The following is a 25,905-nucleotide window of genomic DNA, read 5'->3' on the forward strand; positions in this document are numbered from 1 at the left end:
TCCGTAGAGCGTTCCTCATACGGAATCTGCCACATGACGCCTCTGATTTTTCGCCTGCCTCCCCAACGTCGGCTTCCCCCGCCTCCTTTAGGCTTCGATGAACGACGACGCATCCGCCGTTGATTCCCGGAGCCGGGCCAAGGCCCCACTCCACCCCAACAGCTGATCCAGCATCTGATTCGCGGTGCCCACATGGTGATCGCCGGGATCCAGGATCTCCATGTCCACGAAGTCGGCGAAGAGGGACAATGCGACTTGCGCCCGCACATCGGCGAGCATCAACTCTGCGGAGATGGTCCGCAGGTGCTCAACCGCCCTGGCACCACCCAACAGGCCGTAGCCGACGAAGCCAATGGCCTTGTTGTGCCACTCGCCAAACAGGTAGTCCAAAGCATCCTTCAGGACCCCCGGAATCGAGTGGTTGTATTCGGGGGTGACGATGATGAACCCATCACAGGAGGCGACCGATTCGGACCACGCGCGAGTGTGCTCGTGTCCGTACGGTTTTCCCATGGCTGCGGGAATTGTTTCGTCCAGGTGGGGGAGGTTGTAGTCAAGCAGATCCAGCAGGATGAACTCGTGGCCCTCGCGTTGGTCTGCAATGTTTTTTATCCATTCGGCGACCACGATGGATCGACGTCCCGGGCGGGTGCTACCTACGATGATTCCAATTTTCATGGGGATTTCCTTGCTGTTGAAGTGTGGTGGTTGTCAGTGGAGTAGGTCTGCCAGGTCGCCTTTGCTGTGCATGCCCGTCAGTGTTGCCCCGGATTCCCAGAGCAGGACGGGAACCGCGGAGATCTTCTTTTCGCGGACGAAGTCGAGCGATTCACGGACATGCCGCGTGCTCTCGTCTCGGGTCAGCTCGACGCCAAGTCCTTGTGCCGTGGCTTCAAGGAATATAGGGTCGGCAATGTTCTTTCCCTCGGAAAAATGCGCCCGGAAGAGTGCCCGGACCATAGATGCACCGCGCCCGGCTTGGCTTGCATCGTAGATGGCCCGATGGGCGTCGAAGGTGTTGGAGTGGATACCGCTGGCATAGTCGAGGGTGATCCCATCCATGGCCGCGATGGCCCTCACACGCTCGTTCTCCTGATCCACGCCCGGACCAAACCGTTCACGGAGCACGCGCAGCAGCGGCTCACCGGTCGTTGTCGCGGAGGGGTCGAGCTGGTGCGGCAAGAAGCCGAGCGGGTAGGTGTCCAGGTCCCCGCCCTGGTCGGTGATCACGCTGGCCACGCGCTCGAATGCGATGTAGGACCAGGCGCAGGCGATATCAATGATGAGGGAGACCTTGGGCGTCATGAGTCCTTGGCCTTCTTTCGTGAGGTGGATTGCCGGATTTTGGAGGTAGAAATGGCGAAGACCGCACCTGCCGTCACCAGTGCGAGGACCGCCGCGGCGAGGAACGCCTGGGCGGTGCCGCCGCCGCGAATGATCATCTCGGCGATGAGGGGTGAAGCGAATTGCCCCAGGAACATGGCAGAGATCAACGCCCCAATCGCTTGGGCCCGATTCGCGGACGAGGTGCTGACCGAGATCCACGAATTGAGGTTGGGCATGACGAGCCCGACGCCGAGCGCCGAAATGCTCAGGCCTGCCACCACCTGGGCGATGGATTCGGAGGTGCCAACCGTTGCCATGCCGGCCGACATCAGCACCATGCTGAGCAACGCGACATTGCGGAATCCCAGCCGGGACACCCAGCGGTAGCCCAGGCTGGCGAGGGCCTGAACCAGGACCATCCAGCCGATCACCAACCCCGTAGTCGAGGCATCGACATCCATTGTCCCGAGGAGGAAGGGCAGTTGGGTCGGTACGACGTAGAAGACAATCTGGATCACGAACGCGAGGACCACAATTCCCGCAATGAGCCCCGTGGCCTTGGGGCTCGGTAGCGATTGGTGGGCGGTTTTGCTTGTTGGTAAGGAAGGCGGGTCGGTGACTTTCCAGGCGACGAGGACGGCGACCGGCAGCGATAAGAGGTAGACCGCGAAGGCCGCGTTCCAGCTGATGTCCGCCAGCGCACCGCCTAGGGACAGGAACACGGCTCCACCGAGCCCACTTGCTGCGGCCTGCAGGCCGAACATCCTGGATCGCCGCTCACCGGTGAACCATTCGGAAATCAATGCGGTGGAGGCCGTCATGGCACCTGCCACGGCGACACCGAGGATCGAGCGAGACACCATGAGTACCGCCAGGTCATCAATCCACAGTCCCGCCGATCCGGCGATCGCGTAGAGGATGACGGAGAGCTTGAGCACGAGGGCCCTGCTGAACCTGTCGTTGAGCCAGCCCAGCACCGGGGCGGAGATTGCTATCGACAGGGCGGTGATGGTGACGACGAGTTTGACCAGGAAGCCTGCATTCTCGACCCCTGAGAAGTGTTCGGCCATTTTGGGCAGCGCCGGGGAGATCGTTGCGCCCGCCATGACGGTGAGCATGCTTGCTGCAATGAGTGCCACCGACCCACCAATTAGGGGGCTCCGGGGCTCGTGGCTGGTCTCAACCTGGTTGCGTTCGGTCATGCTGCAATGCTAAGACTTGAACAAAGGTTGAAGTCAATTCGGGAGGTTTCACGGCGCAATGTCCACAAAATCAATGACGGTTTCGGACCTGGCCCACGCCAGCAAGGTCAATGCCTCGGCCGTGCGGTTTTACGACAAGCATGGCTTGATCACCGGTGAGCGAACCTCAGGGAACCAGCGCCGCTTTGGCGAAGAAGATGCCTGCCGGATCAAGGTGATTCGAGTGGCCCAACGGGTGGGGATGTCGGTGGTGGAAATTTCGGAGCTCTTGACCGGCTTGCCACAGGAGCCGTCCCCAACGGACTGGGCGGTCGTCGGCACCAGGCTTCGAGCCGCCGCACAGGAACGGATCGATGAGCTCAACCATGCACTCGACGATCTGACGGGGCCGGTGCAGTTGTGCGAGGTCAGCAGCGCGGTGTCATGACCCAGGCAGTTGGCTAACCCTTCAGGCCGTTCCAACTGGCACCCATGACCAATAGCTCCTGATGGTCCACGGGTGGAATACCGGGGAAGCGTTCACGAAAGTTCCCTGGCCACCACGATTTGACGGCAGGATGAGAAATCCTTTCCCAGTGAGCGTTCGGCTTACGGGCGCTCCTGTAGAGGTCCCCCTAACGGAACGCTGTTCAAAGCAGCCCCCTTGCGAGACGAACAACCCAAAGATCGGAGTCCTCGGCCTTCCCGACGAGGCACTTAATCCGAACGGCACTTGTCAGATTGCAACAGGCCATGGAATTGCCGGTAGGCTCTGAAAGCATGTCGCTGGGACGAGAGTATAGGAAGATGTGGGCCGGGAACGCGGCCTCCAACTTCGGCGACGGCATGAGTTTCGTAGCCATTCCACTTCTGGCTACGGCCCTAACATCCAACCCCTTGCTGATCGCGGGCCTGTCGATGGTCTATTCCGCCGCCAAGTTCCTGGTCGTTCTCCCAATCGGTGCTTTCGTTGACAGACTGGACCGCAAAACCATTCTGTGGGTCGCCAATCTGAGCAGAAGCATCCTGTTGATCGCACTGGCAGTGTTGGTCGCCACCGGCACCGGGTCATTCGTCGCACTCTACGTGGTCTTTACCTTGATAGGGCTCCTGGAAACGGCGGCCGACAACTCGGCACTATCCATCCTGCCGTCCCTCGTGCGCACCAAGGACCTGGACAAGGCCAACAGCCAGATCACAGCGACCCAACTTGTCGCGGATGAATTCATCGGTCCACCACTCGGCGGACTGATGTTTGCCGCCGCCATCTCCTTGCCTATCGCCATCACGGGCGGAGCCTACGCGGCAGCAGCCCTGTTCTTCCTAGGGATGGTCGGCAATTTCCGTCCCAAGGGGCTCAACGCCCAACCTCCTTCGTTGCGCCGCGAGGTGGTTGAGGGTGCCGCCTGGTTGGTACGTCACCGGCTGTTGCGCTCACTGGCGATCATCAGCGGGCTGGCCAGTGTCGCGTACATGATGCCGTTTTCGATCCTCGTCCTTTTTGCCGAGGACGTCTTGAGCTTGGGGGCGCCTGGCTATGGGATTTTGCTTTCGGTCTCGGCCCTCGGCGGACTCATCGGGTCAGCCGTGGTCGCGCCGCTGCGGCGCAAGATTGGCTACGCCGCGACCACCGCGGGCAGCTTGGTCCTTGGATCGCTCAGCTTGTTTGCTATCTACGTGACCGATGTTCCCTGGGTGGCGGCATTGTTCTTGGCCGCATATATCTTGCATGCCGTGCTTTTCAGCATTTGTCTCAGTTCCCTGCGCCAGCGACTGGTCCCGGACGAGCTGCGTGGACGGGTCAATGCCGTCTCCAAATTGTTCGGCCTCGCCGGTCTCACCATCGGAGCTGGGCTCGGGGGCCTGTTTGCGACGGCCAGTGGTCTTGCAACCCCGTTCCTGGCGGGGGCACTCGTGTTCGCCCTCTGCGCTCTCATCGCATGGCCGAGCCTGCGGACATGGGAGAACGCCAACCCCGCAGTCTCATGACCCAAAGCCGTGTCCCTCTACCCCGTTGCAAAGGGATGTCTCGGCCTTCCCACGGTTTCTGTTGCGGTGAAGGTTCCTCTTACGGAGGGATTAATGTAGTGCCTTCCCAAGCCGTCGCAGGCATGACGGATAGGATCGACACAACCATTCTGTATGTGCAATTGTCGCGGAAAGAGCAGGATCAGCGTGTCTCATCGAAAAGTTCAAGCAATCGCTCGGGAAACAATGAACGTTGCCCAGCAAAGCATTTATCCGGGGCAGCATCTAACTGCAGTTCGCGACCTCTGCGAAGAGACGATGTTGTCCCTGGGTGCTGATTCATTTTGGTATTGGGGAATAGGCGCCTTTGTCTTCTGCGGAAAAGATACGACCCTTTCTGTACCGGGTAAGAACTACGAAACTGCAGACCGAACCATCGCGTCGGACGACATTATCACCATCGATCTCAGTCCACAGAAAGACGGCATATGGGGAGATTTTGCTCGCACCATCATCATTGAGGGCGGCCAACCGCTACAAAATTCGAAGTCAACCCAGAACGCGGAGTGGCGCGAAGGGATCCTTGCCGAAGAACAACTGCACACAATCATCGTCAGCGTGGCCAGACCAGAAATGACTTTCGAGGAGCTACATGCACGGATGAACGCCTATGTCGTTGAACTTGGATTTGAGAACATTGATTTCTTGGGTAATCTCGGGCATTCAATTGAACGGAATAGTGCCGACAGGGTATACATCGAGCCTGGGAACACACGACGACTCGGTGAAACTGAACTTTTCACTTTCGAACCGCATATTAAGCGACCTGACGGCGAGTACGGTTATAAGCACGAAAATATCTACCAGTTTCAGGGCTCTACGTTGGCTGCGATCTAGATACTGACTCTATTTTTCGTGGGTTGACGCACTGGCGTCCCGCTAGCCCTTCCTCAAGCGGGCGCGTTCCCAGGAGACTTCGGCGGACCATACACAGGCAATATCTTTCGGACACAGGTTCAGATTGGCAGTCAAAGATTAGTGACAGATTCTCCGTTTTTGATCCGTGAAATTTTAGCGGCTACATGAAATCGTTCGGTCGGCACGGAACTGACTTTCCGCGGCGGCAATCGTTCCCTCAGATAGGCTGGGAATCTATCAGAAGCCGAGACACTTAGAGGACAAGCATGCAACAACCTACGGTCACGCTTATTCGATCTGAAGCCCTTTCCGATGTCGCTGAGTACGCTTACGCGGCGACTGCTCCCAGCGATGCGCGTCTTATCTTCTTGGCGGGATCCTGCCCGTTGAACCAGGACGGATCGACCGCTGGGGTCGGCGACTACCGCGTACAAGCCGCTAAGGCTTTCGAGAACATGTGTATCGCCTTGGAAACGGCAGGTGCGGGCGTAGAAAACGTCATCAGCACACGTGTCCTTGTGGCATCCTCAGACCAGGCAGATCTTGTTGCCGCATGGGAAGTAATTCGTGCGGCCTTCGGTGACCACGACGTTCCCAGCACATTGATGGGTGTTACTGTTCTCGGCTATACGAACCAGCTTGTAGAAATTGAAGCAGTCGCAGCTGTCATTGACTAAGCATCCTAACGCTCCGTCAGGATGCTGTAGCGATCAAATCGGAGGATCCTAAATTTGCAGGAGCCAGTAATACCGCTAGGTGAATTTGCGCGGCTGAAACAGCCGATTCTGGAAGTCGATGATTTGGTAATGCGGCCTTGGGAACTCGCAGACGTTCCCGTGGTGGTGGAGGCTTACCAAGACCCGGCGATCATACAGTGGCATGGAAAAACCATGACCACCGACGATGCTAAAAAATGGGTGCTCCACTGGCCTTCCCGCTGGCAAGATGAGTCCGGTGCGGGCTGGTCAATATCTCGCGACGGGGAAACGATCGGACAGATCAGTCTACGGCGCATCGATCTGGCTAATGGTGCAGGCGAACTTTCCTACTGGGTTCTCCCTCAGGGACGCGGAGCAAATGTGGCGCCTAGGGGGCTACGCGAGCTGTCTACTTGGGCGTTCGATATGGCGCACTTCCACAGGCTTGAACTTGCACATTCCGTCAACAACCCTGCCTCATGCATAGTTGCGCACAAGAGCGGATATCTAACGGAAGGTATCAAGCGTCAACAGGTGCTACATGCTGATGGTTGGCACGATATGCATTGTCACGCGCGTCTAGCATCAGATCGGATCGCCGTAATCTGACTTCACCTGAATATTCACCATCCCCGTTTAGGATTTCACAAAAGCGAATAATGATGTCGATGAAATTCAAACGTCTAAGCCCAGGCTAAATTCATACGCGCTCAATCAGGCGTCCCGCAGAGGGTTCCTCTTACGGGCGTTCCTCTCGGGGACCGGCTTACGGGACAGCCTGCTTATGGCAACCTGTACCTGAGTGCAAGGGTTCCCTTTCGTCGCCAAGTGGGCGAGACTCGAGAGTGTCAACAACTCATTGACATCATCGGTGCGTCAACCTATCCTTGACACATGACTACATCAACAAGAATTCGCACTGCAAGAAAAGTCTTTCTGGTCGCCCTAGTGCTCGGCATCTGCATGGTAGTGTTCGCGGCATTTATAGGCTTAGGACTCCCGGGTTTCATCATCAGCGTGACTGGGTGGATTGCCCTGATAGCCAGCTTGATCGGCTTCGCAGTGGTTTTCGTTCAGAAATCCACCGCGGCTTCACGTGCAAACCCTTGGCGTCCAGCGGACAAGGAAGAGCTATGAGCAACGAAGCCGACGTCTCCCTTTCCGTACGACTATCGAAACTCGCGGCCGACCTGGGGCCAAGCCCCTCGGACGAGGACTCCATGCAATCACCAGAGGCCGTCCTTCGATCCGTAGCCGCTTTTGGCGACATAGCCCGTGTATCCACACAGCTTCAATCGCAGGCGGTTGCGACTGCTCAAGCTTCTGGATTGAGTTGGGCAAAAATCGGCAAAGCGCTTGGGATTTCCCGCCAGGCTGCCCAGCAGCGTTTCGACACCCGCCGAACCGAGGCAATCCAAGCCACGGAGACCATGCGGATCGTGGGTCCTGTTTCGCGCAATGAAGAAGTGGAGCAGATCAATGCGGCCGGAAGACAAGGCTGGAAGCTAATCTGTTCGCTACACGGCGAACACGCACTCGAACTCGATGACGACACCTGGGAAGTCACGCGAGTCTCGATCTTCTCATTGCGCCCCCTGCCTGCTGCAAGTGACGGATGGGAAGCGGCTTCGACCCGGTTCCCCGACTGTTTCTACATTCGCAAGATTCTTAACTGAGCAGCAGGCGCACCTTAACTGTGGCTGTACCGCAGTAGGTTCCTGACTGGGAAGCGGGCGTTGTGGCAGGATGTTGGGGTGATGGAATTGAATGATGAATTACAGCTGGCCGTGAGTCTTGAGCCACATGCGGTCAGGAGTGCCGCATTGATTTGGGCTCGCGCCACGGCACTGCGTGACGGGCTTCCAGAGCCGGCAACTGGCGAGGAAAAATGCCAGGGATCCAAAGGCGCCTGAGTTTGGAAGGATCCCGGTTACTCCTTGCAAGGCAAGTCGACACGTACGTGGGTTTCACGCTATTCGCACCACAGGCAGAAAATCTGGAAATCTTTTACCTGGCAGTGGGCCCAGATTCGTGGGGCAGCGGCGTGGCAAGCGCCTTGCTCGTCGGCGCGGAAGAGCATGCCCGGAGCCTAGGTCGGGCCGCTCTCGAACTCTGGGTCATCAATGACAACGACCGTGCCCTCGGTGTCTACGAGAGGGCAGGATTTGCGGATACGAAACAGGTGAAACTCGACGAATTTTCCGACCAAATCGAACGACGCCTGCTCAAGCAAATTTGATAGTTGGTCCGACTGCCCTCAGTCAGGCCCGGTGTCCCAGTCAAGGCTCCTCTTACGGTCGTTCCTCTCGGGGACCCGCTTGCGGGACGGTTTGAAAAGTCAGTACGGAGCAACACTGAACGAACCTAAAACGTGAATCTGCTCGGCCGATAGTAGTGTTGCAAGCAATTGCAAGTCTTATGGAAACCGGTTGCTCGCGCAGCCCGAGCAACCGGCAGTCACCAATCATCTACGTCAAAAGGAATTCAACATGCAAACCATCGAAGCCGCGCAACGCTGGGCGACAACATGGGCCAACGCTTGGCCATTCAAGAACGTGGATGCAATTGTTGGGCTGCAAGCTGATGACGGCGAACACTGGGCCTCAATGTTCAGACCATTGCGTGGGCGTAGCGGTCTGCGCGCTTATCTGGAGGAATGCTTCGCGGCGGAAACCAAACCGGCAGAAACATGGTTCAGCGAACCAATCGTCAATGGAAGTTCTGCTTCGGTCGAGTACTGGGTCGTCATGTTCATCGAGGGCCAACCAATGACCGTTTCAGGATGCACAGTGCTTTCATTCGACGATTCAGGCTTAGTAACAACGGCGCGAGACTACTCACACGTCAAAGAAGGGCACCACTTGCGACCCGAGCATCCATTTAGCGCCTGACGCCACACTCTGTCCCGTTGGAGGTTCGGCTTATGGGACGGTATGGGAACATTATGGAATGCCTACCTTTGACCTCCGTCCGTTAACGGCCGGACAAGTAGAATTGCACGACGCTCGGCGGAAACGCCGCTGGACCGTCGATCTAGAACCTTTCGAAATTGGGGCTATCTCCGTCACCACGGCCCAGTACGGGCAACTGATGGGTACTAGCGAAACAGGTTCCCAAGCACCTCTGGTAGATATCAATTGGTTGGAAGCCATCAAGTTTTGCAATGCAGCGTCAATCAATGAAGGGCTTGCCCCTGCATACATCTTCGAGGCAGGCGAGGTAAGTTGGCAGACCAACGCCTCCGGGTACCGCCTGCCTACCGAAGCCGAATGGGAATACGCGTGCCGCGCTGGCACCGTGGGGCCACATTATGGCTCCCTCGATGCCATCGGGTGGACAGCGGATGACAAGCTAGAGAACCCGAAGGAAGTTGGTCAAAAACTACCCAATGCCTTCGGACTCCACGACACCCTTGGAAACGTATGGGAATGGTGCTGGGATCTACTCGATCCGGCCCGCTACGACGATTACCGAGTCTTCCGCGGGGGCGGTTTTGCTGATAAGTCGTGGAGCGTGCGGGCTTCGACGCGCCGCGGTGGTGCGCCTGGGGTGAGCCACCCAGACGTTGGTCTGCGCATTGCACGGGGCGCTTTCGATGAGGAACAGGCAGCGCAAGGCTGGTCAGCCGAGGTTGATTCTGAACGGGGAAAGATCACTGGCATGCTGCCATCGGGGTGGACGCCCCGGCGATATTGAGACTGACCAATGCAGGACAGCCCATATACATTGTGGCGAGTGTCCCACAGGAGATTCCCTTTTTGGGACGGCTCTAGAACGCCCGCTTGATTACGCTCGAGCGCGATAGATTGTGTGCATGAGTGCAGAAAAGATCAGGGCAACTCTCGTTGATCCTCGATACGTCAGTCAGGAAAACCCGAATCCCGTGTATCGGGTGGACTTCTGGGACGAGGACCGTGTCTGCTACGAGAACCGAATTGAAGACGCAGAAAGCATTGTTGACGTCCTCGCGTGGACAGAAGCGAATCGCCACGACCGCTACGCCGTGATCTGGGTCGAATACACCTATGAAGGCGGGATCGGCATGACTCGACTCCACGGCTGGATACCAACAGAGGCAGGATCGTCTTCTGCCAATGACCCCTACTTCAGGCAGTAGTCACGCAGCGGCTGACTGACATGTAGGACATGACACGTTCAGAGTCCCATAGGAGGACCGCTACAGTTGTTGCCTAGTCCGGGCAAATTGGTCTAGGCAACAACTTTGTTACTCAGGCCCTGTCGATGGTCTCCTTATTTGATGATCGCCCTCGCCAATGAGGTAGTCGCCGCTAATGCGTTCGATGCTGGCCATCGGCTGGGGCGACTTGGCGAACCAGGTTCTGGCATACCCGGCCGCTCGTGCCGATGCCGACTAGACGGTCATTCCGATCCACATGGGGATGATGCCTAGAACGCGGCGTTCGCAACGCCCCGGACCATCCAAGCCAGAGTTGCTGCCCGTGGCCGGTTGAGGGCACGGGCAGCATCTAGGTTGTTGTCATCAAATCAGCCGTTGAAGGTGTCCGGGTTTGGGCCGGTGCGTCCATCGCGATCAAGGGCATCAATGCTTGCCAGTTCGTCGCTGGTCAATTCGAAGCCGAATAGGTCCAAGTTGGCGATGATGCGTGATTCAGTGACAGACTTCGGGATGATCACCCGGCCCTGCTGCAGATGCCAGCGCAGGATGACCTGAGCCGCGGACACCTCATGCGCCTGAGCGATGCCCACGATGGTTTCATCGGTGAGCATTGCGCCCTGAGCCAGCGGGCTCCATGCTTCGGTGACGATGCCGTGCTGCGCGTTAGCTGCAACGACTTCGCGGTTCTGCAAGGCAGGGTGGAGTTCCACCTGGTTCACGGCCGGAATAACGCTTCCCTCGGCGATCACCTTGTCCAGGTGCGCTGGCTGGAAGTTTGAAACCCCGATGGCTCGGATCTTCTTATCGGCGTACAGCTTCTCCATCGCCTTCCAGGTCTCAACATAAAGATCCTTCTCCGGTGCTGGCCAGTGAATCAGGAACAGGTCCAGGTAGTCCAGACCCAATCGCTGCAAGCTGGCCTCGAAGGCTTCCAAGGTCTGCTCGTAGCCCATGTCCGAGATCCAGACCTTGGAAGTGATGAACAGGTCTTCGCGGGCAATGCCGGACTGAGCCAGTGCTGCACCCACGCCTTCTTCGTTGCCGTAGATGGATGCGGTGTCGATACTGCGATACCCGGCCTTCAACGCGGCGCTAACCGCTGCGGTGGTTTCTTCGTTGGGAACCTGGAATACTCCGAAACCTACCTGCGGCATTTCAACGCCATTGTTCAGGGTGATGGTGGGGATGGCGGTAGTCATATTTAACTCCTTGAAATTGTTGACGGTGTGGAAAATCTTTGGGCCTAGCAGGCGGGAACCAACTCGGGCGTCTTTGCAGACTTCTTGGCCAGTGACATGGCGACCAAAACCACGAGCAGTGCGGCGACCGTAATTGCGGCACCAATCCAGATCGGCGAGGTGTAGCCCAGTCCTGCGGCGATGCCTAGGCCTCCAGCCCACGCGCCGAGTGCGTTGCCGAGGTTGAAGGCACCAATATTGGCACCGGAGGCCAAGGTCGGAGCCGATCCGGCGAACTGCATGATGCGGCTCTGCAGTCCTGGAACGGTGCCGAAGCCGAAGCCGCCCATCAGGAACAGGGCCACCATGGTGGCCACCGGGTTGCTTGCCAATGCAGCGAAGGCGATCAGTACCGCGAGCAAGGCGGCAATGAAGAACAGCAAGGTGCGGTCGATGCTCTTGTCAGCCATGCGGCCACCGATCCAGTTGCCGGCAAACAGGCCAATGCCGAAGAGCATCAGCAGCCAGGGAACGCTGGTCTCATTGAATTCGGTGACCTCGGTCAAGGTGTAGGCGATGTAGGTGAAAGCGCCGAACATTCCGCCGTAGCCCAGGACGGTGATCGCCAAGGAGAGCCAAACCTGCAGTGAGGTGAAGGCGCCAAGTTCTTTGCGAAGCGAGATGCCTTCAGCAGCGTGCTTGATGGCTGGCACCAGGACGAGGATGCCAATCAGGGCAATTACGCCGATGCCGGAGATGGCCCAGAAGGTCGAGCGCCAGCCGGAGTGCTGCCCCAGCAGGGTTCCGAAGGGAACACCCAGCACGTTGGCGGCGGTCAGGCCCGTGAACATGATCGCGATGGCGCCGGCCTTCTTGTTGGCTGGGACCAGGTCAGCTGCCACGACCGCGCCGATGCCGAAGAACGCACCGTGGCACAGGGCGGCAATGACGCGGCCGATCATGGCCACTTCGTAGGTCGAGGCCATCGCGGTAAGCGAGTTGCCGAGAATGAAGAGCACCAGCAAGCCCACGAGCACCGGCTTGCGCGGCAAGCGGACGGTGGCTGCGGTCAGGCCTAGTGCACCAACCACGACGCTGAGAGCATATCCGGAAATGAGCCAGCCAGCTGCGGCCTCGCTGACAGCAAAGTCTGCTGCGACGTCCGGCAAGAGTCCCATGATGACAAATTCAGTAAGCCCGATGCCAAAGGCACCGATGGCTAACGCAATAAGACCGAGCGGCATAGCGTTACTCCTGATAGACTAGATAAATTAGTTGCACACGCTTGTTATTGCGCGAAGAATACTATCGTTGCATGCGCAACTAACCAGCGCAAGCAAGTATTTTTTGGAGGAACCCATGGGAATCGCAGACGATGCTGTCGAAATCCGTGCCCGCGGATGGCGTACTTTGGCGTCATTACACGGATTAATCGATGCCGCACTTGAAAAAGACCTAACCTCCCAGGCTGGACTTTCTGTGGTCGAGTACACATTATTGGACGCCTTGAACCGGCAGGATGGCTGGCATATGCGCATGGCGCAGCTGGCCCGCGCCACAGCCCTGAGCCCCAGCGCAACGACGCGCCTGGTCACTCGGCTCGAAGATCGCAATCTGCTCTCGCGCGTGCTGTGCGCTGATGACCGCCGCGGCATTTACACCGAACTCACCGCCGCTGGGCACGAGCTGTATCAAAAGGCCAAGCCCATCCACGATGCCACGCTGGAACGCGTGTTGAAGCAGGCCGAGGAGCAGCCCGAGCTGGCGCCGCTGGCCCGCATTCTCCACGAGTTCTCTGCCGCTTAGCCAATCGATGATTCCGCAGGAAGGATCAAACTTGCCACGTCCAAAATTCTCCGCTGTGCTCTTTGATTGCGATGGCGTACTGGTGGATTCCGAGTCCATCACAAACGCAGTGCTCCGAGAGATGCTCATTGAATTGGGATGGGACATCAGCCAGGAAGAGTGCATCAGTATCTTCATCGGCAAGGCCCTCAAGGACCAGTGGGAGCCCATCCTTGCGCATACCGGTGTGCGGATTGATGAGCAGTGGATTACCGGGTTCAGGCAACGCCGCGATGTGGCCTTGCGCGAAAACTTGCAAGCCGTGCCCGGCGCCTTGGAAGCCGTCAAGCAGATATCTGCCGCCTACTGCGAAAAGATCGCCTGCGCCACGGGAGCCGACCGGGCCAAGGTCGAGATGCAGCTATCGATAACTCGGATGGCGCCCTTTTTCGGCAACCGGGTCTATAGCGGCATGGAGTATGCCCAGAGCAAGCCTGCGCCCGATGTCTATCTGGCAGCTGCTTCTGGCCTGCATATTGATCCGAGCCAAGCAGCAGTTGTCGAAGATACAGTCACCGGAGTGACCGCCGGCGTTGCGGCAGGAGCTACGGTCTTCGGCTACTGCCCGGGTGGACCCATCAGCAGCACCGAGGAAAAGCTCTTGGCTGCGGGCGCTGCTGAAGTATTTACCAACATGGATCAGCTACCCGGGCTTCTCACGCAAAAATAGCTGAGGCCAGGGCCATTTGGATGCCACAAGCAATGCAGTTCAGCCTCAGGGCCCAAGGTGAATTCCTCGCCTCGCGGACCTCGCCCGGCCAACCACGCAACCAGCTCGGTGCGCGCGTCCGAGCTCGCCAAGCGTTCGGGAACCGTGGCCAGCAGGTTGTCCAGATCCCACGTTGCGTATTCTTCGGGCCACTGGCTTGGCGAGTATCCCAGCCCAAGATCTACAAGATGCATCTGGACTTCGCGCAGGCGATGAGCTGGACAACCATCAACTCCGTAGTGCCCGCCGCCCATGAAACCGACGTTAGGCCAGTGTGCCTGTTCGCTTTGCTCAAGAAAACCGTCTAAACGACGAACGCTCGATTCAAGATCCGCCAAGATTTCAGATACTGCATTCCGCGCACCGTGCTCAATTTCTTGGCGACGCTGTTCTGCACCATTCACGTATTTGGGAACGTCCTCGCCCTTCAAGGCTCCTTCCAGACGCCGTGCATGTGCATCAGCATTTCTCGCAAGATGCGTCAGCACATGGCCTACGGACCAACCAGTCAATTTGCTGTCGTGTTGCATGCTCTCGTCCGCCTAACTCACGGAAGAATCCAAGGATGGCCGGACAAGCCAAGAGCCAAGCTAATGCCGAATTCCCTACTCAGGCAATCCTCAATCTAGACTGGAAAGATGATATTTGCCGTACTGCTACTTGTTGCCAGCTACGTTTTCCTCGTCTTCGTCATCGTACGTTGCGCGGATGGACGCATCGGCATCAACAGCATAGCGGGAATCAGAACGCCGACGATCATGACCGACGAACAGACCTGGCTAGCTGGCCATAAAGCAGCCAGAAATCCGTCTCTGGCCGGTACCATTGGAGCCATCGTGCTCACCATTGTTGCAGTTTTCCTACCGAATCTAGAATCGCAATCATTGGCTATTATCCTCGGTTGCTTACTGCTGTTAGCCGGCATCCTCTATGGAACAGCCAAAGGAACCAAAGCCGCACGAAAGATCTTGGCAAACCAATAGCCACAATTTTGAGCTGAAGGTCAAGGCTAGGCTCAATTAAAAGTGTCATGTATCAGGAGATCGGTGACAAAACTGCATCAAGACATCAGTAACACTTGCTGCATCAAGACATCGGTAACACTCACTGATCTTCCCGAGGATTTTGGAACAGGGCTGTCGCATGCTTCAGGCTCCGATATTTCGTTCCTTCCGGAAACGGGAAATCGTATCTGGCAATGAGTTCGCCATGCATCGTCACCAGCATCAATTCCTGCTGATCCCAGTGAGCCTTCAGGGGTGTGCTGCGTAGAAGCTTGCCCAGATAAATCTCCACCCCAGCGATTCGGATGCACCGGTTCTTGTTCGCACGCATCAGCTGCTCACCGATGCTGCCCATATCTTCGGACCGTAACGTTGCCATGAGCTTGGCAGGAGCACCGACCTGCTCAGCGACAGATCCGGCAAAGTCAGCAACCGGTTCAGAAATCGCTTTGCCTGGTGGCTTGGTGCTGTATTTCAGCGCGTATCCAGGCTCTGGAGAAGCAGCCACCGGGGTCGCCTCCCATGCCTGTTGAGGTGTCATCCGGTCTTCCAAGGACTGATGGCCCCGTTCATTGTTGTAGGCATGGTCAAAGACATCGACCTGCCGTTGCAACGCCGGCAAATCTTTGACGTAGGGCTGCTTCTTCAACCACTTGAACAGCGTCGAATGCAACCGCTCATTCTTTCCCTGGGTTGTTGGCTTATACGGTTTGCCCGTGATCGTCGCGACCCCCAGACTATTGGCGTAAGCGACTAATTCGCTGACCATGCCGCGGCGGATAGGGTTCAAAGCGTCCCCGTTATCGCTCAAGAGCCGTTGCGGAACTCCACGTGCAGCAACGCCTCGGCGGAAGACTTCCACCGCTGCTTTGCTGTTCTCTGTTCTTGCGACCAGCGAGGCAACTGCCAGTCGGGAATGGTCATCGAGCAGCTGGAAGATCACGCATTTACGTCCGCCTTCGAGCAGGTATTCGGTGGCGTCCAACTGCCAGCAGGCGTTGGGCATGGGGTAGCGGAAGGACCGGTAAGAAGATCTGGGCCGTTTGCGTGGTGACGGGGTGATGACCCCGCGTTCCCTGAAGATCCTGGCCAGCGCCGCGATGGATGGGGCCTTCATGCCGAGGCTGAGCATTTTGTCGTGCACGCTGATGGGCCCGTGGTCCCACCCGGCCTCTTCCAGTGCTTTGCGGACCGTGATGGCTTGGTCTTTGAGCGCCTCGTTGGTGCTTTTCGGAGAGCGCCTTGGACGGCGTGAACGCGGTTCCAACGCCGCGGCTTGGCCTTCGGTGCGGGCTCGTTTGAGGATTTGGTAGAACGTTTTGCGGCTGATTCCGTGCTCAGTGCAGAAGGCGGTCACTGATCCTCTGGGTGCGTCATCTGGCCATTGGGTGATGGCTAGGCGTATCGTCGAATCGACTGGATCATTATTTTTCACACTTTCCAGTTCAGCAGCCCGTCAGCTGACCCGTAAGGGTTGTGCTGGCGGGCTGTTGTTGTCCCAAGGAGTTAATTTTCGGGTGGAAGTGTTACCGCTTTAAACGTGGAAGTGTCACCGATGTGTTGATGCAGAACTGTTACCGATGTCCCGATACAAAACAAGGCTCAATTAAAAGAATACGAACTTTGCACGGAAACACGGAGGAACACCATGCCTGCCCATGAGAACGTGCTTGATTCAGAAGCGACCACCCTGAACAGGCTGTCGGTCATGTCCCTCGTATTCGCCGTGATGGCTGTGGCAGGTCTTTGGTTTTTTACATCTTCAGGGTTGGCAGTCTTTGCGGTGGGCGCTGGTCATGTTGCATTGAACCGGATGCGCACTCAGGTCAGAGGGGCCGTTGGTAGCTATTAGCGCCCTGATAGTGGGGTACGGAATTGGGTTACTTGGGCTGTTCGCGACTTTAACTGCGATTCCCGCGATGATCCAGTCGTATGCTTCTTAGTGCTCCGGACCTGAACTGGTCGAGGGACAGGAACGGAATAGCGACCCTATCTGGTAATCGTAGGCGAATCGGAGTCGGCTAGCAGGATTCCCAATGTTTCTCGGCCAACGATGCCCAAAAGGTCATTAGGGCCGAGGCCGGCGGTCAGCATTGCATATCGCAGTCCCCAACCGCGAGAACGACGCCAGATCGGGCTGTATGGTTCTGCTCCGTACTGGTCGAATGCCTCCGAAATTCCGGCAGGGCTGAAGTGCATCCAGAACATGCCAAGATCGCTGGCCGGATCTCCAATGCAGAGATCTCCGAAATCAACCAGTGTCACCGTGGAATCTTGACTTCCCGAGTCATCAACGATCGTGTTGTGCGGATGTGGGTCACCATGCAGCCAGACCGGTTGCCCCGCATATACTTCTGCTGCCAGAGCTTCGTCCCAAAGCTTGGATGCCGGTGCTTGCAACTCTGTTGCCAGCTGTGTGATTTGCAGGCGTGTTCGGGCATCGACCGTGTCCAGCGGGCAGCCTCGGAATTCGCTGGCAGGAGCATCCGGCTGAGCTGGTTGGTGAAGCATTTTGAGAAGCCCGGAAAATTCTTTGGCGTACGCGTCCCTTTGGCGACGCTTCATTTCTGCGGCGCTACTCCCGTGCGCAAAAGGACAAATAGAAAACGTGAATGGGTAGTCCGAAGTCGGCTTGCCCTCAAAGAGCGGGACTCCAATCTCAAGTCCGGATGCCGAGGCGAGTTCTGGGAGCCATTTGCGTTCTTTCGCTCCAATGATTTCGCCCAGCACTCGACGAGGCAGCCGGATGATCAGTTCCGAACCAAGCCTGAACACTTCGTTATCCCAGCCCGTGGCCAGGTAAGTGATTTCTTCACTAGCCCATTGTGGGGCCTGGGTGCTGATGAGGTCGCGGACCAGATCGCTGCCGATAGCGATTTCAGCTTCAGGCATTGCCGGCTTGTTGGCGGATGTCCTGCTCATCGTTTAATCCTAATCCCGTATTGATTGCTCGACCATCCGCCGAGCTGGTATCTGAGAGATTTAGGAGACTGGGGCTGGAGCCTTCCTGCGCATCCAAACTGTCGTGCTCCCGTCCCCGGGGTATTCTTCCAAGTCAAAAGTGAAGCCCGCGGATTCATAGAATCCCTGTGCATGTTCGTTGCCCTTGACGAATTCAAGACGTACATCGTGACGATCGCCGACATGTTGCAACGCGGTGTTCATGAGTGCAAGACCAATTCGCTTGCCTTGCGCTTCAGGAAGAACGTAGATCTTCCAAATCACTGCTTCGCCTTCAAACTCCCCCAAAGTCAAAGTACCCAATACCTTTTCGCCGACGCATGCCACGAAGGTCAGGTCTTCTTCAACGGTCTGCCGTACCGCTTCTTCCGTCCACCAGGAATTCAGATCAGCTAGGACAAATCCCGGCGAAGTAAAAGGGAGATAAGTTGCCGGCCACGTCAGTAATCCGATTCCCTGGATAGCAGGGATATCTGCTTCATCTGCTCGGCGTACGGAAATTGCCACGCAAAACTCCTTGGTGAATTACTTGGGCCAATTTGTGGGCGGCGGCTTCATGCCGCCCTTAGCTGTCGCAGGATTCATCGTCGAGTTACGCTCCCACATGAGCAAAGCCCCAGCAGCAGGAAGGAAACCTATGGCCGGTACCCACTGGAAAATTAGCAGCGCGAGCATTGCTGCCAGCAACAAGGCTAGTGCCGCAACTTTAGGCCATGACTTCATAGCGCAACTCCAACTGTCAGATTCCCGCGTAACCATCTACGCAAGTCTGCTCAGGATAGTATCGGAGAAAATTCTTTCATAGAGACAGCGGAATAAATTCGTCCACCTGCGTGGGTATTATTGGGGTTAGAATCTTACGTCTTCCCAGTCGAACCGGGTTGTGGTTCCAGATGCCCAGTCCTGGCGCAGTATTGCATGGGCAACCAATGAGAGATACCGCCTGCCCCCTGAAGGCCATCCCATCCGACAATGTGTCTCCATGATGAATCCAGCTCGGAGAAGGGTCTTGCGCATCGCAATGTTGCCTTCCCTGGTTTGCCAATCGAAGCGCATAATCTACAGGCTGCCACTAAGACCTTGGCACTTATTTACCACAGCATGAAAGTGCCCGGACATAGCCCCGGCGATTCGGGAACTGCAAGCCGGCGCTGGGTAAAACGCGAGAATTGCACTGCTGCCTTCCAGGCGCATCTACCTGAACGAGATGTTCGGGGGGCAAGCCTATGGAATATAAATCGGACTTAGTCAGCATCGATATGAATCCCATTGCGACCGTACCCGGCCATCTACCTGCTGACCTTTCAGGTTTCCTTCAATGACTCCAAAACGTCTTGCGTCGAAATCACCTGCGCGAAGCCATCACCGTGAAGATTTGTAGCTGTCACCTGCATCAGAGTAGCTGCCGGAATGACTGTGCCATCGGGCCCCGCCAGATCGAAAGTTCGTGTGGCGTCGAGAGGGACAATGACGTCGAATCCAAGGTTGCCTCCCATGCGGGCGGTTGTTTCTACACACAAATTGGTTTGGATTCCGCAAACCACGATCTGACTGATCTGCCTCGATCTAAGCCACCTGCCCAAATCTGGCGAACCGTAGAATGATGAATTCACTGTTTTAGTCACCACCAGATCAGGGGCCACCGATTGCACGGATTCATGAAGAGCGTTGCCGGGTCCTTGGACGAATAATGGCGAGTTCGGATTCTGGCTGTCGTGCCTGACGACCACTATCGGCATGCTCCTTGCGGACCAGGCTACTAGAAGGCGATCAACGTTGTTCTCGCATTCAGGGAAGTTAGTCGTCGGCCCCCATGAGGTGTCGTAAAATCCTTGCTGCATGTCGACCACTACCAAGGCTGTCTTGTCATTCGTCATCATCCCTCTACTACATCAGGAATAGATGAGTACAACCAGTGGCATGAATGCCATGGTTCGATAAGATTACGTCATGACTACCGTAGGAATTCTCGTTGGTCCTGGACGCCGCGCGTTTGATATCGAGGTTGCGCGTGAGGTGTACGACGACCGTTCAGATCGGGGTCTCCCCCGGCCAACGGTGCGAATCCTTGCAGCCAAGAAAATCACGGATCTTGATCCACTTCGCTCCATACGGCGCACCCATGATCTGTCAACGGTAGCGGAGCTCGACATCCTCATAGTTCCGGGGAGCGAGGAGCCACTCGCGGAATGTCATTCTCAGGAAGTTGCAGCTGTTGCGCGAGCAGCATCTGCGGGAATTTTGGTCGTTTCATTGTGCACCGGGGCATTCACCCTAGCAGCCGCAGGACTGCTCGATGGGCGCAACGCGACGACCCACTGGCGTTTTGCCGATGAACTAGCCCGACGCTATCCACACATCCACGTGCAGTCCAGAGATCTGTATTGTGGCGAGGGCAGAGTGTGGACCTCGGCTGGCGTCACCGCGGGCGTTGATCTCTTGCTCCATTTGGTCCGTCTGGACTGGGGTGCCAGCGCCGCGGAAACTGTCGCAAAGGCCATGGTCACACCTGTTTTCAGACCGGGAACTCAAGCCCAATTCGCGGATACAAGTATTCCTAAAAATTCATCACCCTCAATTGAACGACTGCATCTGACAGTCAGCAAGGATCTTCAACGACAGTGGAACATCAAGGAACTGGCGACGGTCTGTGCGATGTCACCGCGCACTTTTCACCGTTGGTTCTCCGCCAATCTCGGAACAACCCCACTGACATGGCTCAACGATCTGCGGGTACGGGAAGCACAACGGCTTCTGGAACAAACCGATCTTTCAATCGGTTCCGTTGCTCGCGAGGCAGGGTTCACTTCAGATGATCTTTTGCGAAAGCATTTCACATCGCGCTTGGGGATCACCCCAACAGGCCATGCGGCTGCCTTTCGCCAGCAACGTCTCCGATAGTACGGATTTTGCCAAAACCACAGGCTAATCTTCCCCCCTCAACGCACTTGTCCCAGTCTAGATTCGAATCAGCGTATGCGATCGTCTAAACCAGCCCGTGCCACGTTCCGAAATAGCTCTTGAATTCGACTCGACCTGGTGCGAAGCCCTTCTGAACAGCTTCGGTGAGACTTGCAATGGCGGCTTGAACTCCGTCCAACAACGCCACGTAGAAACGTTCCGGGATGATCATGTGAGCAAACGTCCGCGCCAAAGTTCCCTGATCTTTCGTGAAGTAGGCGGAGTCCTATGCAATGCTGCCAAAGAGAACCGAGGCAATGCCCGATGGCTCAAAGCGGCCCAGTGCATCAACCCGTTTGATTTCGATCATTGCGATTCCTCCAGCCTCGACGAGTTCGAAGTTTCTAACCAATGGCTGATCGACCCCGCACCGTGAAGCTTTGCGAGAAGAAGCTCAGGAATCCCGTAGCAGTATCTACCAGTTACGGAAAAGGGTTAAATAAACTTTAGTCAGTAGGATCATCCGAATGGATCATAGTCATCATTCGACCAACTATGTAGCATCGATATTGTCTTGAGGCTTACCGATAAATTGCAACCTCGTGGCGGACTGACCGAATCACAATGAAGGAGCAGTGGGACGCATGCTAACTTGGCTTGGACTCGGAAACAGGCAGAACAATGAGTCATTGCCGCTTTGGCACGGTGTCGACGAGAAAACGAAATGGGGCTCTCTGCTCGTCTGCATGGGCATTGCCTTTGTCGCTTTTCTGATCACGAATTGGCTCCTTGCAGGCACTTCCAGCGCTCCCACCTATCTTGCGCTCCTGATCAGCGCTGGCACTCTACTTATCAGCACCCTAATTGCTGAGCGGTCGCTCACCAGAGTAACCCCAGAAGAGAAGAGCAATGAGGGAGACTGACAATTTACGCTAACTTCGTAGAAAAATTCCCGACAGCCATCTGTCGGGTTTTTTTATTCACCTTCCGGCGAAAAGTTAATAATACATAAATCTCACATACAGTTTATTGATGCCAATGGTAAACCCCGCTAAATTGTAGATCGCTAGGAGAATTGCGAAAACAGTTTGATGACATGCAGGTAGCCTCAAATGCCTGATGTATCACCAGTTTGGAATTCACGCCCTGAACGCTGCGGGAGAATCCGTTCGCGCTCTGGGCACGGCCAACGCCATCACCGTTCGACCGTGAACTGGGCTGAATGTCGCTCAGCCTGCGGGATGGCTTCACCCTCAAGTCGCGAAAATCATTGGTGCTTGCCTCGGTTTTGGCGGCGCTGGCGGCATGGGATTCGAAGCCCTGGTCCGTTATCTCGCGACCCCGGCGAACGCGGTCAAATTCGTGATTCGCAGGATCGGCACTGCCGGCGCATTCAGCTGTGTGGGCGGCATTATCGGGCTGTACATCTAGACCGGCCTGAAGTTCCGTTTTTACGAGGACCGTTTTTCGAAAGTCATCATCGGACGTACGCATCTACAAAGAGATACGTATTTCTATTTCTTAGCGGTCTTCGAGGCCGCTTCCTTGGTCCAGTAGTGGAACCAAGGTTCGAAATGCGACAGCCCCCGGACTTCCTCTGTTGGGAAGGCCCGGGGGGCTGGCGTCAAAGCTTTGGAGTTTGTGGCTTAGAGGCCCAGCTTCTCCATCACGATTTCGCGCACGCGGCCGGCGTCGGCCTGTCCGCGGGTAGCCTTCATGACAGGGCCCATCAGCGCACCGATGGCCTGCATCTTGCCGCCCTTGATCTTCTCGACCACATCAGGCATGGCAGCCATGGCATCATCCACGGCCTTGCCCAGGGCGCCATCGTCGTTCACAACAGCCAAGCTGCGCTTCTCGACGATTTCGCTCGGGGTGCCTTCGCCAGCGATGACGAATTCCAGGACCTGGCGTGCGATCTTGTCATTGATCTTCTTCGCTTCGATCAGCGAGTTCAGTTCAACGATGGTCGCAGGAGTTACGCCCAGATCGGCGATGTCCTTATCCGCCGCCTTGGCCAGGCGGGCGATCTCGCCCATCCACCACTTGCGGGCTGCCGCAGCGGTGGCACCGGCGGCAACGGTCTGCTCGATCTCGTCCAGCACTCCGACGTTGACCACGTCGCGGAATTCCTTGTCCGCATAACCCCAGTCGGCCTTCAGTCGCTTGCGGCGATCTGCCGGCGGCTCGGGCAGACGCGAACGCAGTTCCTCAACCCATTCGGCAGTGGTGACGATTGGCACCAGGTCCGGCTCCGGGAAGTAACGGTAGTCATCGGCATCCGACTTCGGACGGCCCGAGGTGGTGCTGCGAGTGTCTTCGTGCCAGTGACGGGTTTCCTGAACGATCTTCGCTCCGGAATCGAGCACCGCTGCGTGGCGTTCAATTTCGAAGTGCACCGCGTGCTCCACGGCACGCAACGAGTTTACGTTCTTGGTTTCGGTACGGGTACCGAACTTGTCCGCACCCTTGAGCATCAGCGAGACGTTCGCGTCGCAGCGCACGTTGCCGCGCTCCATCTTCGCATCCGAAACCCCGAGGTTCTTCACGATTTCACGCACCGCAGCCACATAGGCCTTCGCCAGCTCGGGAGCGCGCTTTCCGGCGCCCTCGATGGTCTTGGTGACGATTTCAACCAATGGCACACCGGCACGGTTGTAGTCCACCAGCGAGTAGTCCGCACCCTGGATGCGCCCGGAGGCACCACCCATGTGGGTCAGCTTTCCGGCGTCTTCCTCCATGTGGGCGCGTTCGATCTCCACGCGGAAGATCTCCCCGTCCTCCAGTTCGACATCCAGCCAGCCGTCAAAGGCGATCGGGTCATCGTACTGCGAGGTCTGGAAGTTCTTCGGGGTGTCCGGGTAGAAGTAGTTCTTCCGCGCGAAGCCGCAACGCTCGGCGATCTGGCAGTTCAGGGCCAGGCCGATCAGGATGGAGTATTCCACGGCGGTCTTGTTGACTACCGGCAGTACGCCAGGCAGGCCCAGGTCAACCGGGGTGACGTTGGTGTTCGGGTCGTCGCCGAAGGCATTCGGGGCGTCCGAGAACATCTTGGTCTTGGTGTTCAGCTCTACGTGGACCTCGAAGCCGAGCACCGGATCATACTTCTCCAGTGCCACATCAAAGTCGACGAGTTCATCGGTGTAGTTAGACATGTGCTCCCCTTAGGCCTTTGGCGCGATCGACGCGGAATCAATGGCAGGTGCCTGCGAGATCAGGGTGTGACCCCAGCTCTTTTCCAGCAGTGCTTCCAATGCAGCGCCTGCACGGTAGACGCGAGCGTCCTCGAAGGCAGGAGCCAGGAACTGGATGCCCACCGGCAGATCCTCGGACAGCCCGCCGGGCACGGTGATGCCCGGGATGCCGGCGAGGTTTGCCGGGATGGTGGCCACGTCGTTGAGGTACATGGCCAGCGGGTCGTTGTCGTTGGCGCCCAGCTCGAAGGCGACGGTCGGCGCGGTTGGCGAAACCAGCACGTCGGCCTGCGCGAACGCGGCGTCGAAGTCGCGCTGGATCAGCGTGCGGACCTTCTGCGCCGAGCCGTAGTAGGCGTCGTAGTAGCCGGCGCTCAACGCGTAGGTGCCCAGGATGATGCGGCGCTTGACTTCGTCGCCGAAACCGGCGGCACGGGTGGCCCCCATCACGCGTTCGATGGTCAGCGCGCCATCTTCTGGAAGCACCCGGTTGCCGAAGCGGACCCCGTCGAACTTCGCCAGGTTGGAAGAAACTTCCGAAGGCATGATCAGGTAGTAGGCACCCAGTGCGTACTTCAGGTTGGGGCAGGAAACCTCGACGATTTCTGCGCCCGCACCCTTGAGCAGCTCGAGGGACTCCTCGAAGCGTGCCTGCACGCCGGCTTGGTAGCCCTCGCCCTGCAGCTCGGTGATCACACCGATGCGCAGGCCCTTCAGGTCCCCGGTGGCGCCGGATTCCGCGGCGGCCACCAGGCCCTCGAGGGTTTTAGGCAGGGAGGTGGAATCCTTCGGATCGTGCCCGCCGATCAGTTCCTGCAGGTGCGCCGAGTCGAGCACGGTACGGGAGACCGGGCCGATCTGGTCCAGCGAGGAGGCCATGGCGATCGCGCCGTAGCGCGAGACCCCGCCGTAGGTCGGCTTCACGCCCACGGTGCCGGTAACGGCACCGGGCTGGCGGATCGAACCGCCGGTGTCGGTGCCCAGCGCCAGCGGCGCCTCGAAGGAGGCCACGGCCGCGGCCGAGCCGCCGCCGGAACCGCCGGGAATGCGATCCAGGTTCCACGGGTTGCGCGTCACCCCGTAGGCGGAGTGCTCGGTGGAGGAGCCCATGGCGAACTCGTCCAGGTTGGTCTTGCCCAGCATCGGAAGCTTCGCGGCGCGGATCTTCTCGATGACGGTGGCGTCATAGGGGCTCATCCAGCCTTCGAGCATCTTCGATGCCGCGGTGGTCGGCTGGCCCTTGGTGACGATCAGGTCCTTGATGGCGATAGGCACGCCGGCCAGCGGGTGCAGCGCTTCGGCTTCGGCGCCGCCGGCGGCGCGGATCGCGTCCACCTCGGCGGCCACGGCGAGCGCTTCCTCGGCGTTCACATGCAGGAAGGCGTTCAAAGCACCATCAACTTCGGCGATGCGATCCAGGTGAGCCTGGACCGCTGCTACGGAGGTTACTTCGCCAGCGCGCAGCTTTGCTGCAAGCTCGGTGGCGGAAAGACGAATCAGATCTGACACTGAGTTATTCACCATCCAGAATTGCCGGGACCTTGAAGCGGTTCGAGTCCGAGTCAGGTGCGTTGAGCAGTACTTCATCGATGCTCAGCGTCTGTCCCACCACGTCTTCACGCAATACGTTGGTCAACGGGATTGGGTGGCTGGTGGCTGGGATATCGGAGGAGGCGACTTCGCTGACGGATGCGATGGCATCGACGATCACGCCGAGCTCACCGGTCATCTTGTCCAGCTCTGCGCCGCTCATCTCGATGTGGGCCAATCGTGACAAGTGCACGAGGTCCTCACGGCTGATGGCAGACATATATCTCCCTAAAGTGGGCGGATGGGTTTCACAGACAAGTCTATCCCTTGCCCGCCGGCAACTAGGTCGCAAAA

The 25,905-nt window shown here is 57.5% G+C and carries 31 protein-coding genes; 18 read left to right on the top strand and 13 right to left on the bottom strand.

Going from position 1 to position 25,905, the window contains the following annotated elements; genetic code table 11:
• Positions 1–87 precede the first annotated feature (87 nt).
• From ACT3TP_RS02210 to ACT3TP_RS02220, 3 genes are read right to left on the bottom strand one after another with little or no spacing between them, the layout of a single operon-like run.
• The gene (locus ACT3TP_RS02210) at positions 88–678 is read right to left on the bottom strand and encodes an NADPH-dependent FMN reductase (protein WP_096179050.1); all 591 of its coding nucleotides are present in this window, start codon (positions 676–678) and stop codon (positions 88–90) included.
• Between the two features lie 33 nt (positions 679–711).
• Positions 712–1,305, bottom strand: a complete 594-nt coding sequence (locus ACT3TP_RS02215; RefSeq protein ID WP_443439222.1) for a DsbA family protein — start codon at positions 1,303–1,305, stop codon at positions 712–714.
• Positions 1,302–2,528 carry an MFS transporter gene (locus ACT3TP_RS02220; protein WP_443439221.1) on the bottom strand — a complete coding sequence of 409 codons (1,227 nt, stop codon included), beginning with the start codon at positions 2,526–2,528 and terminating at the stop codon, positions 1,302–1,304. Before ACT3TP_RS02220 ends, ACT3TP_RS02215 begins: the two co-directional genes overlap by 4 nt.
• A 58-nt stretch (positions 2,529–2,586) precedes the next feature.
• Between ACT3TP_RS02220 and ACT3TP_RS02225 the strand changes: the two genes are divergently transcribed.
• From ACT3TP_RS02225 to ACT3TP_RS02270, 10 genes are all read left to right on the top strand, one after another.
• Positions 2,587–2,955: a MerR family transcriptional regulator gene (locus ACT3TP_RS02225; protein WP_096179046.1), complete on the top strand. Its 369-nt coding sequence runs from the start codon at positions 2,587–2,589 to the stop codon at positions 2,953–2,955.
• Between the two features lie 359 nt (positions 2,956–3,314).
• A complete protein-coding gene (locus tag ACT3TP_RS02230; protein WP_444619053.1) occupies positions 3,315–4,496 on the top strand; it encodes an MFS transporter in 1,182 nt (393 codons plus the stop codon).
• Between the two features lie 186 nt (positions 4,497–4,682).
• Positions 4,683–5,372, top strand: coding sequence for a M24 family metallopeptidase (locus ACT3TP_RS02235; RefSeq protein WP_444619055.1), 690 nt, complete (start codon positions 4,683–4,685; stop codon positions 5,370–5,372).
• A gap of 287 nt (positions 5,373–5,659) precedes the next feature.
• Complete coding sequence (locus ACT3TP_RS02240) at positions 5,660–6,070, top strand: RidA family protein (RefSeq protein WP_096283055.1); 411 nt, start codon at positions 5,660–5,662, stop codon at positions 6,068–6,070.
• A gap of 54 nt (positions 6,071–6,124) precedes the next feature.
• Positions 6,125–6,700, top strand: coding sequence for a GNAT family N-acetyltransferase (locus ACT3TP_RS02245; protein WP_217990326.1), 576 nt, complete (start codon positions 6,125–6,127; stop codon positions 6,698–6,700).
• Between the two features lie 524 nt (positions 6,701–7,224).
• The gene (locus ACT3TP_RS02250; RefSeq protein ID WP_444619058.1) at positions 7,225–7,767 is read left to right on the top strand and encodes a hypothetical protein; all 543 of its coding nucleotides are present in this window, start codon (positions 7,225–7,227) and stop codon (positions 7,765–7,767) included.
• Positions 7,768–7,979: 212 nt separating this feature from the next.
• On the top strand, positions 7,980–8,330 hold the full coding sequence (locus ACT3TP_RS02255; RefSeq protein ID WP_444619060.1) for a GNAT family N-acetyltransferase: 351 nt from the start codon (positions 7,980–7,982) through the stop codon (positions 8,328–8,330).
• A 250-nt stretch (positions 8,331–8,580) separates the two neighbouring features.
• The gene (locus tag ACT3TP_RS02260) at positions 8,581–8,982 is read left to right on the top strand and encodes a nuclear transport factor 2 family protein (protein WP_443439216.1); all 402 of its coding nucleotides are present in this window, start codon (positions 8,581–8,583) and stop codon (positions 8,980–8,982) included.
• A gap of 58 nt (positions 8,983–9,040) precedes the next feature.
• On the top strand, positions 9,041–9,787 hold the full coding sequence (locus ACT3TP_RS02265; RefSeq protein ID WP_444619063.1) for a formylglycine-generating enzyme family protein: 747 nt from the start codon (positions 9,041–9,043) through the stop codon (positions 9,785–9,787).
• 118 nt (positions 9,788–9,905) lie between these two features.
• Positions 9,906–10,208 carry a hypothetical protein gene (locus ACT3TP_RS02270; protein ID WP_013348252.1) on the top strand — a complete coding sequence of 101 codons (303 nt, stop codon included), beginning with the start codon at positions 9,906–9,908 and terminating at the stop codon, positions 10,206–10,208.
• 389 nt (positions 10,209–10,597) lie between these two features.
• Here ACT3TP_RS02270 and ACT3TP_RS02275 read toward each other — a convergent pair whose 3' ends face one another.
• Both ACT3TP_RS02275 and ACT3TP_RS02280 read right to left on the bottom strand, forming a co-directional pair.
• Entirely contained in the window at positions 10,598–11,428 is an 831-nt protein-coding gene (locus ACT3TP_RS02275; protein WP_444619065.1) for an aldo/keto reductase, read from the bottom strand.
• Positions 11,429–11,472: 44 nt separating this feature from the next.
• A complete protein-coding gene (locus ACT3TP_RS02280) occupies positions 11,473–12,651 on the bottom strand; it encodes an MFS transporter (RefSeq protein WP_444619067.1) in 1,179 nt (392 codons plus the stop codon).
• A 115-nt stretch (positions 12,652–12,766) separates the two neighbouring features.
• Between ACT3TP_RS02280 and ACT3TP_RS02285 the strand changes: the two genes are divergently transcribed.
• Positions 12,767–13,213, top strand: coding sequence for a MarR family winged helix-turn-helix transcriptional regulator (locus ACT3TP_RS02285; RefSeq protein ID WP_013348249.1), 447 nt, complete (start codon positions 12,767–12,769; stop codon positions 13,211–13,213).
• Positions 13,214–13,244: 31 nt separating this feature from the next.
• Positions 13,245–13,922 (top strand): HAD family hydrolase, encoded by a 678-nt coding sequence (locus ACT3TP_RS02290; protein WP_226910937.1) that lies wholly within the window; start codon positions 13,245–13,247, stop codon positions 13,920–13,922.
• Here ACT3TP_RS02290 and ACT3TP_RS02295 read toward each other — a convergent pair.
• Complete coding sequence (locus ACT3TP_RS02295; RefSeq protein ID WP_444619070.1) at positions 13,892–14,491, bottom strand: maleylpyruvate isomerase N-terminal domain-containing protein; 600 nt, start codon at positions 14,489–14,491, stop codon at positions 13,892–13,894. The two genes, ACT3TP_RS02290 and ACT3TP_RS02295, sit on opposite strands and share 31 nt — an antisense overlap.
• A gap of 108 nt (positions 14,492–14,599) precedes the next feature.
• Between ACT3TP_RS02295 and ACT3TP_RS02300 the strand changes: the two genes are divergently transcribed.
• Complete coding sequence (locus ACT3TP_RS02300) at positions 14,600–14,944, top strand: SdpI family protein (protein WP_102598178.1); 345 nt, start codon at positions 14,600–14,602, stop codon at positions 14,942–14,944.
• A 121-nt stretch (positions 14,945–15,065) separates the two neighbouring features.
• On the opposite strand, the gene ACT3TP_RS02305 is transcribed toward ACT3TP_RS02300, so the two are convergent.
• Positions 15,066–16,400, bottom strand: a complete 1,335-nt coding sequence (locus ACT3TP_RS02305) for a DDE-type integrase/transposase/recombinase (RefSeq protein WP_444619073.1) — start codon at positions 16,398–16,400, stop codon at positions 15,066–15,068.
• Between the two features lie 213 nt (positions 16,401–16,613).
• On the opposite strand from ACT3TP_RS02305, the gene ACT3TP_RS02310 reads away from it, so the two are divergent.
• Positions 16,614–16,817, top strand: coding sequence for a hypothetical protein (locus ACT3TP_RS02310; protein ID WP_444619075.1), 204 nt, complete (start codon positions 16,614–16,616; stop codon positions 16,815–16,817).
• 137 nt (positions 16,818–16,954) lie between these two features.
• On the opposite strand, the gene ACT3TP_RS02315 is transcribed toward ACT3TP_RS02310, so the two are convergent.
• The 3 genes from ACT3TP_RS02315 to ACT3TP_RS02325 form a co-directional block, all read right to left on the bottom strand.
• Complete coding sequence (locus ACT3TP_RS02315) at positions 16,955–17,887, bottom strand: aminoglycoside phosphotransferase family protein (protein WP_444619077.1); 933 nt, start codon at positions 17,885–17,887, stop codon at positions 16,955–16,957.
• A gap of 60 nt (positions 17,888–17,947) precedes the next feature.
• The gene (locus ACT3TP_RS02320; RefSeq protein WP_444619079.1) at positions 17,948–18,433 is read right to left on the bottom strand and encodes a GNAT family N-acetyltransferase; all 486 of its coding nucleotides are present in this window, start codon (positions 18,431–18,433) and stop codon (positions 17,948–17,950) included.
• Between the two features lie 797 nt (positions 18,434–19,230).
• Positions 19,231–19,806, bottom strand: a complete 576-nt coding sequence (locus ACT3TP_RS02325) for a cysteine hydrolase family protein (protein ID WP_444619081.1) — start codon at positions 19,804–19,806, stop codon at positions 19,231–19,233.
• A 70-nt stretch (positions 19,807–19,876) separates the two neighbouring features.
• Between ACT3TP_RS02325 and ACT3TP_RS02330 the strand changes: the two genes are divergently transcribed.
• From ACT3TP_RS02330 to ACT3TP_RS02345, 4 genes are all read left to right on the top strand, one after another.
• Positions 19,877–20,827 carry a GlxA family transcriptional regulator gene (locus ACT3TP_RS02330; protein ID WP_134780838.1) on the top strand — a complete coding sequence of 317 codons (951 nt, stop codon included), beginning with the start codon at positions 19,877–19,879 and terminating at the stop codon, positions 20,825–20,827.
• A gap of 97 nt (positions 20,828–20,924) precedes the next feature.
• Positions 20,925–21,263 carry a hypothetical protein gene (locus tag ACT3TP_RS02335; RefSeq protein ID WP_444619083.1) on the top strand — a complete coding sequence of 113 codons (339 nt, stop codon included), beginning with the start codon at positions 20,925–20,927 and terminating at the stop codon, positions 21,261–21,263.
• 208 nt (positions 21,264–21,471) lie between these two features.
• The gene (locus ACT3TP_RS02340; RefSeq protein WP_444619085.1) at positions 21,472–21,750 is read left to right on the top strand and encodes a hypothetical protein; all 279 of its coding nucleotides are present in this window, start codon (positions 21,472–21,474) and stop codon (positions 21,748–21,750) included.
• 382 nt (positions 21,751–22,132) lie between these two features.
• Positions 22,133–22,258, top strand: coding sequence for a hypothetical protein (locus ACT3TP_RS02345; protein WP_444619087.1), 126 nt, complete (start codon positions 22,133–22,135; stop codon positions 22,256–22,258).
• 215 nt (positions 22,259–22,473) lie between these two features.
• Here ACT3TP_RS02345 and gatB read toward each other — a convergent pair whose 3' ends face one another.
• The 3 genes from gatB to gatC are packed head-to-tail and all read right to left on the bottom strand — an operon-like array spanning position 22,474 to position 25,831.
• Positions 22,474–23,982, bottom strand: coding sequence for an Asp-tRNA(Asn)/Glu-tRNA(Gln) amidotransferase subunit GatB (gene gatB, locus ACT3TP_RS02350; RefSeq protein WP_444619089.1), 1,509 nt, complete (start codon positions 23,980–23,982; stop codon positions 22,474–22,476).
• A 9-nt stretch (positions 23,983–23,991) separates the two neighbouring features.
• Positions 23,992–25,545 carry an Asp-tRNA(Asn)/Glu-tRNA(Gln) amidotransferase subunit GatA gene (gatA, locus tag ACT3TP_RS02355; RefSeq protein WP_444619091.1) on the bottom strand — a complete coding sequence of 518 codons (1,554 nt, stop codon included), beginning with the start codon at positions 25,543–25,545 and terminating at the stop codon, positions 23,992–23,994.
• Entirely contained in the window at positions 25,535–25,831 is a 297-nt protein-coding gene (gene gatC, locus ACT3TP_RS02360; RefSeq protein ID WP_096287501.1) for an Asp-tRNA(Asn)/Glu-tRNA(Gln) amidotransferase subunit GatC, read from the bottom strand. The genes gatA and gatC overlap by 11 nt, the downstream gene beginning before the upstream one ends.
• Between the last annotated feature and the right edge of the window lie 74 nt (positions 25,832–25,905).

The organism is Glutamicibacter sp. AOP38-B1-38 (assembly GCF_052377485.1).
Lineage (GTDB): Bacteria > Actinomycetota > Actinomycetes > Actinomycetales > Micrococcaceae > Glutamicibacter.

Coding starts and splice junctions, on each gene's coding strand:
- ACT3TP_RS02300 (WP_102598178.1), top strand. CDS start 14,600: ATGATATTTGCCGTACTGCTACTTGTTGCCAGCTACGTTTTCCTCGTC.
- gatA (WP_444619091.1), bottom strand. CDS start 25,545: ATGGTGAATAACTCAGTGTCAGATCTGATTCGTCTTTCCGCCACCGAG.
- ACT3TP_RS02240 (WP_096283055.1), top strand. CDS start 5,660: ATGCAACAACCTACGGTCACGCTTATTCGATCTGAAGCCCTTTCCGAT.
- ACT3TP_RS02230 (WP_444619053.1), top strand. CDS start 3,315: ATGTGGGCCGGGAACGCGGCCTCCAACTTCGGCGACGGCATGAGTTTC.
- ACT3TP_RS02325 (WP_444619081.1), bottom strand. CDS start 19,806: ATGATGACGAATGACAAGACAGCCTTGGTAGTGGTCGACATGCAGCAA.
- ACT3TP_RS02270 (WP_013348252.1), top strand. CDS start 9,906: ATGAGTGCAGAAAAGATCAGGGCAACTCTCGTTGATCCTCGATACGTC.
- ACT3TP_RS02215 (WP_443439222.1), bottom strand. CDS start 1,305: ATGACGCCCAAGGTCTCCCTCATCATTGATATCGCCTGCGCCTGGTCC.
- ACT3TP_RS02285 (WP_013348249.1), top strand. CDS start 12,767: ATGGGAATCGCAGACGATGCTGTCGAAATCCGTGCCCGCGGATGGCGT.
- ACT3TP_RS02265 (WP_444619063.1), top strand. CDS start 9,041: ATGCCTACCTTTGACCTCCGTCCGTTAACGGCCGGACAAGTAGAATTG.
- ACT3TP_RS02345 (WP_444619087.1), top strand. CDS start 22,133: ATGGGATTCGAAGCCCTGGTCCGTTATCTCGCGACCCCGGCGAACGCG.
- gatC (WP_096287501.1), bottom strand. CDS start 25,831: ATGTCTGCCATCAGCCGTGAGGACCTCGTGCACTTGTCACGATTGGCC.
- ACT3TP_RS02220 (WP_443439221.1), bottom strand. CDS start 2,528: ATGACCGAACGCAACCAGGTTGAGACCAGCCACGAGCCCCGGAGCCCC.
- ACT3TP_RS02340 (WP_444619085.1), top strand. CDS start 21,472: ATGCTAACTTGGCTTGGACTCGGAAACAGGCAGAACAATGAGTCATTG.
- ACT3TP_RS02315 (WP_444619077.1), bottom strand. CDS start 17,887: ATGAGCAGGACATCCGCCAACAAGCCGGCAATGCCTGAAGCTGAAATC.
- ACT3TP_RS02210 (WP_096179050.1), bottom strand. CDS start 678: ATGAAAATTGGAATCATCGTAGGTAGCACCCGCCCGGGACGTCGATCC.
- ACT3TP_RS02255 (WP_444619060.1), top strand. CDS start 7,980: ATGCCAGGGATCCAAAGGCGCCTGAGTTTGGAAGGATCCCGGTTACTC.
- ACT3TP_RS02225 (WP_096179046.1), top strand. CDS start 2,587: ATGTCCACAAAATCAATGACGGTTTCGGACCTGGCCCACGCCAGCAAG.
- ACT3TP_RS02310 (WP_444619075.1), top strand. CDS start 16,614: ATGCCTGCCCATGAGAACGTGCTTGATTCAGAAGCGACCACCCTGAAC.
- ACT3TP_RS02295 (WP_444619070.1), bottom strand. CDS start 14,491: ATGCAACACGACAGCAAATTGACTGGTTGGTCCGTAGGCCATGTGCTG.
- ACT3TP_RS02250 (WP_444619058.1), top strand. CDS start 7,225: ATGAGCAACGAAGCCGACGTCTCCCTTTCCGTACGACTATCGAAACTC.
- ACT3TP_RS02275 (WP_444619065.1), bottom strand. CDS start 11,428: ATGACTACCGCCATCCCCACCATCACCCTGAACAATGGCGTTGAAATG.
- ACT3TP_RS02260 (WP_443439216.1), top strand. CDS start 8,581: ATGCAAACCATCGAAGCCGCGCAACGCTGGGCGACAACATGGGCCAAC.
- ACT3TP_RS02280 (WP_444619067.1), bottom strand. CDS start 12,651: ATGCCGCTCGGTCTTATTGCGTTAGCCATCGGTGCCTTTGGCATCGGG.
- gatB (WP_444619089.1), bottom strand. CDS start 23,982: ATGTCTAACTACACCGATGAACTCGTCGACTTTGATGTGGCACTGGAG.
- ACT3TP_RS02330 (WP_134780838.1), top strand. CDS start 19,877: ATGACTACCGTAGGAATTCTCGTTGGTCCTGGACGCCGCGCGTTTGAT.